Origin of the sequence: Stenotrophomonas sp. FR012, assembly GCF_047520565.2 — a bacterium.
GTDB lineage: Bacteria > Pseudomonadota > Gammaproteobacteria > Xanthomonadales > Xanthomonadaceae > Stenotrophomonas > Stenotrophomonas sepilia.
Window position 1 is genome coordinate 1 of the sequence record NZ_JAXBQL020000004.1, and the last position, 10,022, is coordinate 10,022.

The window sequence follows — 10,022 nt, forward strand, 5'->3', positions numbered from 1 at the left end:
GTTGCCGGCCAGCGGCCGGCACTACCGCAGCGGTGCGGCATCCGGGTCGGCCACCGGCGAGGGTGGGCAGGCGGGAATCTCAGAGGGCGTGGCCAGCGCTTCGGCATGCGAGGGCTTGCCCATCATCTTCGCCTTGCGCCAGCCACCCCAGCGGTAATACGCCAGCGACAGCAGCATCGACACCAGCGAGCTGACCGGGAAGCTCCACCAGATCGCATCGGCGCCCCAGTACGGCTGCAGCAGTTCGGCGAACGGCACGCGCACGCCCCACAGCGAGCCAGCCAGGATCAGCAGCGGCGGAATCACCGCGCCGGTGGAGCGCACTACGCCGGAGATCACGAAGCTGACGCCGAAGAACAGGAACGAGCCGATCACTACGTGGTTGAGGTGGCGCGCGATCTCCAGCGCCTGGCTGGCCGGTGGCAGGAACAGCGCCAGCAGCTGGCGATCGAACACCACCAGCGGCAGGATCAACGCGCCGGTCAGCAGGAAGTTGAACAGCACGCCCTGGCGCGCGGTGCCGCGCACGCGATCCCAGCGCTGCGCCCCCACGTTCTGTGCGGCCATCGAAGAGCACGCTGCACCGATCGCCATCGCTGGCATCTGCAGGTAGTTCCACAGTTGCAGGGCAGCGCCGTAGCCCGCGCCGGTGTCGGTCCCGTACTGGTTGACCATGGTCATCAGCAGGATCACCGACAGCGAGATCAGCACCATCTGCAGGCCCATCGGCACGCCCTTGACCACCAGCGCCTTGAGGATGGTCATGTCGAGCTTGAACAGGCGCATGTCGGCGCGGCCCAGCCACAGGGTGTGGCGCTTGTGCCGCATGTACAGCAGCAGGCCGGCCAGCGACAGCGTCTGCGCGACCAGCGTGGCCCACGCCGAGCCGGCGATACCCAGCGCGGGAAACGGCCCCATGCCGAAGATCAGTACCGGGTTCAGCACGATGTCCAGCGCCACCGACACCATCAGGAAGCGGAACGGCGTGCGCGAATCACCGGCACCGCGCAGCGCGGCGGTGAGGAAGGCGAACGCGTACAGCGTCGGCATCGCCAGGAAGATGATCTGCAGGTAGGCCTCGGCCAATGGCAGCGAAGCGGCCGGCGTGCCCATCGCCGCCAGCAGCGGATGGGCCATGAACCAGCCGGCGAGGGCGATGATCACCGACAGGCCGATGAAGAAGGTGGCGCTGGTGCCGACCACGCGCCGCGCCTGCACGAGGTCGCGCGCGCCGATCGCCTGGCCGATCAGGATGGTGGAGGCCATGCCGAAACCGAACACCGAGCCGATCAGGAAGAACATGATGTTGTTGGCGTTCGCGGTGGCGGTCAGCGCCGCCTCGCCGAGGAACCGCCCGACCCAGACCGCGTTCACCGAGCCGTTCAGCGACTGCGCGATGTTGCCCGCCAGGATCGGCAGGGAGAACAACAGGAGATTGCGCCCGATCGGGCCGGAGGTCAGGTCAAGCGGTGCCTTGGCCATGGAGTGGTGATCGAATCCCGGGAGGCGCACACTAGCACCAAGCCGGTTTGCGGGATGTGGCAATGCATCAACGACTGCAGGTGGAGCGGAGGCTGGCGCTGGCCTTGATCAGCGTCGGATTGGCCGCATGTTCGATGGACGACCGGCTGGGTGATACCCAGATCCGGCCAACCGACCGTCCCGAGTGTCTGGTCGGCAGCCAGCGCCAGGACCTGGCCTCAGGAGTGCGGCCATTGATCGGCGGCACCGGCTGCCGGGCCGACCCGGACAACCCGCGTCCCCTCAACAAGCCACTGGAGTAGCCTGCCCCCATGCCCGAGCTTTCCCCGCTGTCACCCAGTGTCCGCCTGGACATCTGGTTGTGGGCGGCCCGTTTCTTCAAGACCCGCAGCCTGGCCAAGCAGGCGATCGAGACCGGCAAGGTCAGCGTTGCCGGGCAGCGTCCGAAATCCTCACGCGCGGTGCGCGTGGGCGAGCAGCTTCAGGTCGACCGTGGTGAAGAGCATTTCGAGGTCCAGGTGCTCGGCCTGAGCGATCAGCGCGGGCCCGCAGCGACAGCGCAGCAGCTGTATGCCGAGAGCGAGGCCTCCAAGGCGCGTCGTGCCGAACAGCGTGCGCTGCGCATCGCCGCGCGCGATGGGTTCCAGCCGCCGGAGCACAAGCCGGACAAGCGCGCGCGCCGGTTGATCCGCGCGCTGGGCGATATTGACGCGCTGTAAATGATGCGGCGCCGGACCAGGTCCGGCGCCCGCAGGCGTCAGCGCTTGCCGCCGAGCAGGCTGCCGCCGATCTTCAGCAGATCGCCCACACCGAGCTGGCCGTCACCGTCCTGGTCCAGCAGACTGCCGAGCAGGCCACCGGCAGGACCACCCTGTTGCTGCACGTGCTGCTTTTCCTGGCCAAGCGCCTGGCTGAGCGAGCCGGCATCGGCCTGGCCGCCACCGAGACGCTGGGCGAGGAAGGCCATCACGATCGGTGCGAGGATCTGCAGCAACTGGCTGGTGCGGCCGCTGTCCAGCTGGGTAGCCTGCGCCAGCCCGCTTTCGACCTTCTGCTGGCTGCCGCCGAAGATGTGGCCGAGGATGCCGGCGCCATCGCTGGCGGCACCACCGCCACCGCCACCCAGTACCGAGCCGAGCACGCTGCCCAGGTCCAGGCCGCTGTGGTTGTTCTGCAGTGCGCCGAGCAGCGCCTGTGCGCCCTGTGGCTGCGAGGCGTTGTTGCCCAGCGCGCCCATCAGCACCGGCAGTGCGGCGCTGATCGCACCGGAGGCCTGGGTATCGCTGATGCCGAGCTGCTGGGAGACCTGCTGCAGCGGCGCGCCCTGCAGTTTGGCGAGAAGTTCATCGGTCAGGCTCATCTGCGGATTCCTTGATTGGGGTGGGGCGTGCAGAAGGTACGACGCGGACCGTTAAAACGGCGACGCCGCCTCACAGGGGGGGCGGCGTGCCGTACACGGGGAGGGCGATCAGAGCTCGATGTCTTCCGCGCCCGGGGTCGCAGTAGGGAAGTCCGCTTCCGGTTGCGCCGGCTTGAACGGATCCGATGGCTGGCTGGCCAGCGCCTTGAGGGCTGCGGCGACGCCGGCACCGTAGGCCGGGTCGGCCTTGCTGCAGTTGTCGATGTGGCGCTGCTTGATGAAGTCCGGTGCATCGCCCAGGGCGCGGGCGGTGTTGGCGAACAGGCGGTCCTTCTGTGCCTGGTTGTAGCTGCGGAACAGCGCACCGGGCTGGCTGAAGTAGTCGGCGTCGTCCTCACGGAAGTTCCAGAAGTCGGCGTCGCCGCGGATCTTCATCGGCGGTTCGCGGTACTGCGGCTGTTCCTGCCACTGGCCGTAGCTGTTCGGTTCGTAATGCGGCAGGCCGCCGTAGTTGCCATCCACGCGCATCGCACCATCGCGGTGATTGCTGTGCACCGGGCAGCGTGCGGCGTTCACCGGAATCTGGTGGTGGTTCACGCCCAGCCGGTAGCGCTGCGCATCGGAATAGGCGAACAGGCGTGCCTGCAGCATCTTGTCCGGCGACGGGCCGATGCCCGGCACCAGGTTGCTCGGTGCGAACGCCGACTGCTCCACGTCCTGGTACCAGTTGACCGGGTTGCGGTTCAGTTCGAACTGGCCCACTTCGATCAGCGGGTAGTCGCTCTTCGGCCAAACCTTGGTCAGGTCGAACGGATGGATGCGGTAGGTTTCCGCCTCCAGCTCCGGCATGACCTGGATGAACAGCTTCCACTTCGGGAAGTCGCCCTTCTCGATCGCGTCGAACAGGTCGCGGCCGTGGCTTTCGCGGTCATGGCCGACCAGGATCTGCGCCTGCGCGTCGGTCAGCGATTCGATGCCCTGCTGGCTGACAAAGTGGAACTTGACCCAGAAGCGCTCGCTGTCGGCGTTGGTGAAGCTGTAGGTGTGCGAGCCGAAACCATGCATGTGGCGGAAGCTGCGCGGAATGCCGCGGTCGCTCATCACCACGGTCACTTGCAGCAGGGCTTCGGGCAGCAGCGTCCAGAAGTCCCAGTTGTTGCGCGCGCTTCGCAGGTTGGTGTGCGGGTCGCGCTTGACCGCTTTGTTGAGGTCGGCGAACTTGCGCGGGTCGCGCAGGAAGAACACCGGCGTGTTGTTGCCGACCAGGTCCCAGTTGCCTTCTTCGGTGTAGAACTTCAGTGCGAAGCCGCGGATGTCACGCTCGGCGTCGGCGGCACCACGCTCGCCGGCCACCGTGGTGAAGCGCGCGAACATCTCGGTCTGCTTGCCCACCTTCTCGAACAGTTTGGCGCGGGTGTACTTGCTGATGTCGTGGGTGACGGTGAAGGTACCGAACGCACCCGATCCCTTGGCATGCATGCGGCGCTCGGGAATGATCTCGCGGTTGAGGTTGGCCAGCTTTTCCAGCAGCCACACGTCTTCCATCAGCAGCGGGCCGCGCGGGCCAGCGGTCTTGCTGTTCTGGTTGTCCACCACCGGTGCGCCGAAGGCCGTGGTCATCGGCGTGACCGGATCGTCGCCGTGCTTCTGCTTCGGCGTCGTGCTCAGCTCACGCTGCTGCTGGGCGCCTTCTGCCGGCGAGGGAGCGGTGTGATACGGGCACTTGGGACTGTTGTTATCGGACTGGCTCATGGCTGGCTCCTGCGGGTGAAGACGGGGTGGAACATCTTCACCCGACTTTAGCTAGGGCCAGATGAAATGAATAATCGAATGATCCGTTCAGATTGATAGATTCTGTCAATTGAAACGCAGAATCGGATTTGCAGAGACTTTCAAGAGGCCTCCTGCATGGCAGCCGGAGGCCGTCTCTATGCGTTGCAGTTACAGCAGCGCCTTCAACCGGTACAGGGCTTCCAGCGCCTGCTTGGGCGTCAGTTCGTCCGGTTCGATCGCCGCCAGGGCTTCCTGCGCCTTGCTGGCCGGGGCGCTGAACAGGCCGAACTGCTGAGGCGCATCCAATGCCTGCGGCGCCAGCTCGGCGGCATGGCTTTCACCGCCGCGCTGCTCCAGCTCGGCCAGGCGCCGCCGTGCCTGAGCCACGGTAGTGCGCGGCAGGCCGGCCAGCGCGGCCACCTGTAGGCCGAAGCTGCGGTTGGCCGGACCGTCCTTCACCGCGTGCATGAACACCAGCGCTTCACCGTGCTCGACGGCATCCAGGTGCACGTTGGCAATGCCGCTGCGGCCGCCCTCATGCTGTTCGTCGGCCAGCGCGGTCAGTTCGAAGTAATGGGTGGCGAACAGCGTGTAGCAGCGATTCTGGTAGGCCAGGTGGCGTGCGACCGCATCGGCCAGCGCCAGGCCGTCGTAGGTGGAGGTGCCGCGGCCGATCTCGTCCATCAGCACCAGCGAATGGGCGGTGGCGTGATGCAGGATGTAGCTGGTTTCGGCCATCTCGACCATGAAGGTCGACTGCCCGCGGGCGAGGTCGTCACCGGCGCCGATGCGGGTCAGGATGCGGTCGATCGGACCGATAACCGCACGGCTGGCCGGCACGAAGCTGCCGATGTGGGCCAGCAGCACGATCAGCGCGTTCTGCCGCATGTAGGTCGATTTACCGCCCATGTTCGGGCCGGTGATGACCAGCATGCGACGGTCGGGATGCAGGTCCAGGTCGTTCGGTTCGAACGGCTGCTCACGCACCGCTTCGACCACCGGATGGCGGCCACGCTCGATCTTCAGGCACGGTGCCGTTTCCAGTTCCGGCCGCGACCAGTCCAGCGCCTGCGCGCGCTCGGCGAAGGCGGCCAGCACGTCGAGTTCGCTCAGCGCAGCGGCGCACTGCTTCAACGGTTCCAGCTGTTCGCCGAGGGTGTCCAGCAGCTGCTCGTACAGGTATTTCTCGCGCGACAACGAACGGTCGCGCGCGGACAGCACCTTGTCTTCGAACGCCTTCAGTTCTTCGGTGATGTAGCGCTCGGCATTGGTCAGCGTCTGGCGGCGGGTGTAGTGCACCGGCGCACGGTCGGACTGGCCCTTGCTGATCTCGATGTAGTAGCCGTGCACGCGGTTGTAGCCCACCTTCAGGGTGGGAATGCCGCTGCTTTCGCGTTCGCGCTGTTCCAGATCGACCAGGAACTGGTCAGCATGGGTGGACAGGCGGCGCAGCTCGTCCAGCTCTTCATCGAAGCCGTCGGCCAGCACGCCGCCGTCGCTCAGCTTCAGTGGCGGCATTTCGGCAATGGCGCTGGCCAGCAGCTGCGCGCACGCGTCATGCTCGCCCAGCGCGGCGTGCAGGGCCTGCAGGCGCGGCGAGTCCAGTGGCGCCAGCACCTCGCGCACGGCGGGCAGCAGCCCCAGGCCATCACGCAGGGTGGAAAAATCGCGCGGGCGCGCCGAGCGCAGCGCGACGCGGGTGAGGATGCGTTCCAGGTCGCCCAGGCGGCGGAACTGTTCGCGGATGTCGGCGTCGCTGCCGCGATCGATCAGGGTTTCCACCGCATGGTGGCGCTGCACCAGCACCTCGCGCAGGCGCAGCGGGCGGTGCAGCCAGCGCCGCAGCAGGCGGCCGCCCATCGGCGTCACCGTGCTGTCGAGCACGCCCAGCAGGGTATTGCGGGTATCGCCGTCGACGCGCGTATCCAGTTCCAGGTGGCGACGGGTGGCGGCATTCATCGCGATCGCCTCGCCGGCGGTTTCCATGGCGATCGAGGTCAGGTGCGGCAGGCGCTGCTTCTGGGTTTCCTCGACATAGCCGAGCAGGGCACCTGCGGCAGCGGTCGCACGTGGCTTGTCATCGATGCCGAAGCCGCTCAGGTCATGCAGCTTGAAGAAGTTCAGCAGCTGGCGGCGGCCACTGTCGGCATCGAACAACCAGGGGGCGCGACGGCGCACGCCGGTGCGCTGGCGCAGGAATTCCGGCCAGTTCTCTTCGTCGGGCACCAGCAGCTCGGCCGGCTCCAGTCGGGCCAGTTCGGCTTCCAGCGCATCGTCGGTTTCCACTTCGTTGACCAGGAAGCGGCCACCGGCCAGGTCGGCCCAGGCCAGGCCGTAGCCCTGCTTCGTGCGCGACAGCGCCATCAGCAGGGTGTCACGGCGCTCGTCCAGCAGCGCTTCGTCGGTGACGGTTCCGGGGGTGACGATGCGCACCACCTTGCGTTCGACCAGGCCCTTGGCCAGCGCCGGGTCACCGATCTGCTCGCAGATCGCCACTGACTCGCCCAGCGCCACCAGCCGTGCCAGGTAGCCCTCGTAGGCATGCACCGGCACGCCGGCCATCGGAATCGGTGCGCCGCCGGAGCTGCCACGCTGGGTCAGGGTGATGTCGAGCAGGCGCGCGGCCTTGCGCGCATCGTCGTAGAACAGCTCGTAGAAGTCGCCCATGCGGAAGAACAGCAGCAGGTCCGGGTACTCGGACTTGGCTGCGAAGAATTGCTTCATCAGCGGGGTGTGTTCGGCGGACTTGTCTTTGGACATGGGACTCGTGGATCTGGGCATCCGGCCGCGCCGGAGGGCGGCCGCAGCGAAGCGGGTACAGGGCCGTCCATGGTAACTGCTGGGGCGCAGGGCTGCCGCCACCGGTGGCAGGCCGGTACGGCACGTAAAGGAGTCAGGCCGGGACCAGCGTGATCTGCCGGTGGCTGGTGAAAATCTCCATGACGATCTCGAAGTAGGTCGGGCCTTCGCCCCGTTGCAGGGCCTGCAGCTGGTGGGCAATGGCCTGCGTGTTGAAGCTGCCCGGTGTGTCCAGCTTTGCCTGCAGCCATTGGCGGGTGGTCTCCATGCCCAGGGCCGTGCGGCTGTGGGCAATATCGCGCCAGATCAGCGTGGCCTGCGCCTGGCCGGCCAACGCGCCATAACTGCCATGCAGCAGGTCGTCCAGCGCATCAAGGCTTGGCCCGAGCTGCCACGCCTCGCCAGCCATGAACACGCGGTTGATCTCCGCGTACAGGCTGGCGATGTCATCGATGGCGGCGCCTTCAATCTGTAGGACGATGGTCATGCGCCGACTGTAGCGTGACCCGCGCGCAGGGTGTGTGCGGCTGAACGGATTCGCTTTGCGGGCGTGGGCCGTGCACCGCATACTTGGCGGCTGCACTTCGCTGCACGGCTGTCGTGCAGCCGCATGTGCCGCTTTGCAGGTACGAGGCGAACGCTCGTTCCGCAACCTGCCAACGCTTTGCCGCTAGCCCTTGCGCCGGGCTGACGCGCGCCCTGCGGAAATTCATCCTTCAGAAACTCCCGCGCCGGCCGATCTGTACTGCGGCATTGCGCCTGTCGCGCGATGCCGTGGCTGTCCATGGTGGCGCAGCCTCGGTTCACGTTCCTGCAGCACCGCGGCTGGCAGGACGATTTCGAATGGAACGTAGCGTGGAAACAGGGAAGAAGCACCCGGGGCCGAGGCTCCATCGTGGTTGGTCGTTGATGCTCGCCGTTGCCGCATGGCCGGCGACCGCCCAGCAGGCCGGTGATCCCGCCGCGCAGGAACTGCTGCGGCAGCAGGAGCGCGAACGCGTGCTGCGCGAGCAGCAGGAACAACGCCCCGACGTCCGCCTGGAGCGGGACGCGCAGAAGGAGAGCGACCGCCTGCCGGCGCAGGAGCACCCGTGCGTACGCATCGATCGCATCGTGCTGGAAGGCGAAGACAGCCAGCGCTTCGGTTGGGCACTGGCGGCGGCCGACCCGACGGACGATCCGGCCACTGGCCGTTGCCTGGGAACCGAAGGCATCAACGTGGTGATGAAGCGTGTGCAGAACGCGATCATCGCCCGTGGCTATGTCACCACGCGCGTGCTGTCCGCACCGCAGGACCTCAACCAGGGCACGCTGGCGTTGTCGGTGGTGCCGGGCCGGTTCCGCGAGGCCGCGTTCTCCGATCCGCAGGGACGGCATCCGGCCCTCGCCAATGCACTACCGATCCGCAGTGGCGGCCTGCTCAACCTGCGTGACATCGAGCAGGGCCTGGAGAACCTGCAGCGCGTGCCCACCGTCAGCGCCGACATCAAGATCGCGCCGGCCGACGGCGAGGGCGCGGCGCCGGGCCAGAGCGACCTGCAGATCGACTGGAAGCAGCGTTCACCGGTACGCGCCAGCGTTACCCTGGACGATGCCGGCAGCCGCGGGACCGGCAAGCTGCAGGCCAACGCGACGCTGTCGCTGGACAATCCGCTGGGCCTGAACGAGCTGTTCTACGTCAGTGCTGGCCGCGGTGTGTTCAACGGCCGCGGCAAGGACACCGACAGCTGGACCGCGCACTACGACGTGCCCTACGGCTACTGGCTGTTCGGTGCTACTGCCAGCGCCTACGACTACAGCCAGAACGTGGTCGGTGCCTTTGAACGCTACGAGTACAGTGGCCGCAGCCGCAACGCCGAAGCGCGGGTGGACCGGCTGCTGCTGCGCAATGCCAAGATCAAGTTCAGTGCCTACGCACGCGGCTGGCAGCGCGAGTCGAAGAACTACATCGACGATACCGAGATCGAAGTGCAGCGCCGCCGCACCGCTGGCTGGGAACTGGGCCTGACCCACAAGCAGTTCATCGGCACTGCCACGCTCGATGCCAGCGTGGCCTACCGGCGTGGCACGGGCGCCTTCCACGCACTGCGTTCGCCGGAAGAGATGGCGCAATTGTGGGACCCGACGTTGCCGCTGGAAGGCACCTCGCGGATGAAGCTGATCACCGCCGACGCGCAGTTCAGCGTGCCGTTCCAGCTGGGCAGGCAGCGCCTGCGCTACACCGCCGCATGGCGGGCGCAGTGGAACCGCACGCCACTCTCGCCGCAGGACCGCTTCGCCATCGGTGGCCGCTATACCGTGCGCGGTTTCGACGGTGAAAGCTCGCTCAGCGGCGAGCGTGGCTGGTCGCTGCGCAACGATCTTTCGCTCGGTATCGGTGGCGGCCAGGAGTTCTACGTGGCTGCCGACTACGGCCGCATCGGCGGCCCATCCGCGCAGTGGCAGTCCGGCCATGACCTGGCCGGCATGGCACTGGGCCTGCGCGGCGGCTGGCAGCAGCTTTCCTGGGATGGCTTCGTGGGTTCGGCGCTGCGCAAACCCGCCCATTTCCCCACCGACTACACCACATTCGGCTTCAGCCTGGCCTGGCGCTACTGATCTGCCACAA

Annotated in this window: 8 protein-coding genes; 3 read left to right on the forward strand and 5 right to left on the reverse strand. The window is 67.0% G+C overall.

Features of this window, described 5'->3' with window-relative positions:
- Nucleotides 1-21: 21 nt before the first annotated feature.
- Nucleotides 22-1,482: an MATE family efflux transporter gene (locus tag ACM0O9_RS08250; RefSeq protein ID WP_329888082.1), complete on the reverse strand. Its 1,461-nt coding sequence runs from the start codon at nt 1,480-1,482 to the stop codon at nt 22-24.
- Between the two features lie 62 nt (nt 1,483-1,544).
- On the opposite strand from ACM0O9_RS08250, the gene ACM0O9_RS08255 reads away from it, so the two are divergent.
- Nucleotides 1,545-1,784: a hypothetical protein gene (locus tag ACM0O9_RS08255; RefSeq protein ID WP_005415741.1), complete on the forward strand. Its 240-nt coding sequence runs from the start codon at nt 1,545-1,547 to the stop codon at nt 1,782-1,784.
- Nucleotides 1,785-1,793: 9 nt separating this feature from the next.
- On the forward strand, nt 1,794-2,201 hold the full coding sequence (locus ACM0O9_RS08260; protein ID WP_005415742.1) for an RNA-binding S4 domain-containing protein: 408 nt from the start codon (nt 1,794-1,796) through the stop codon (nt 2,199-2,201).
- A 38-nt stretch (nt 2,202-2,239) separates the two neighbouring features.
- On the opposite strand, the gene ACM0O9_RS08265 is transcribed toward ACM0O9_RS08260, so the two are convergent.
- The 4 genes from ACM0O9_RS08265 to ACM0O9_RS08280 form a co-directional block, all read right to left on the reverse strand.
- The gene (locus tag ACM0O9_RS08265) at nt 2,240-2,842 is read right to left on the reverse strand and encodes a DUF937 domain-containing protein (protein WP_329841598.1); all 603 of its coding nucleotides are present in this window, start codon (nt 2,840-2,842) and stop codon (nt 2,240-2,242) included.
- Between the two features lie 108 nt (nt 2,843-2,950).
- On the reverse strand, nt 2,951-4,594 hold the full coding sequence (locus tag ACM0O9_RS08270) for a catalase (protein WP_005415744.1): 1,644 nt from the start codon (nt 4,592-4,594) through the stop codon (nt 2,951-2,953).
- A 189-nt stretch (nt 4,595-4,783) separates the two neighbouring features.
- On the reverse strand, nt 4,784-7,375 hold the full coding sequence (gene mutS / locus ACM0O9_RS08275; protein WP_206620216.1) for a DNA mismatch repair protein MutS: 2,592 nt from the start codon (nt 7,373-7,375) through the stop codon (nt 4,784-4,786).
- Between the two features lie 133 nt (nt 7,376-7,508).
- Complete coding sequence (locus ACM0O9_RS08280; protein ID WP_053498144.1) at nt 7,509-7,901, reverse strand: barstar family protein; 393 nt, start codon at nt 7,899-7,901, stop codon at nt 7,509-7,511.
- Nucleotides 7,902-8,323: 422 nt separating this feature from the next.
- Here ACM0O9_RS08280 and ACM0O9_RS08285 point away from each other — a divergent pair, with 422 nt between their 5' ends.
- Nucleotides 8,324-10,012: a ShlB/FhaC/HecB family hemolysin secretion/activation protein gene (locus ACM0O9_RS08285; RefSeq protein ID WP_414603950.1), complete on the forward strand. Its 1,689-nt coding sequence runs from the start codon at nt 8,324-8,326 to the stop codon at nt 10,010-10,012.
- Nucleotides 10,013-10,022 lie beyond the last annotated feature (10 nt).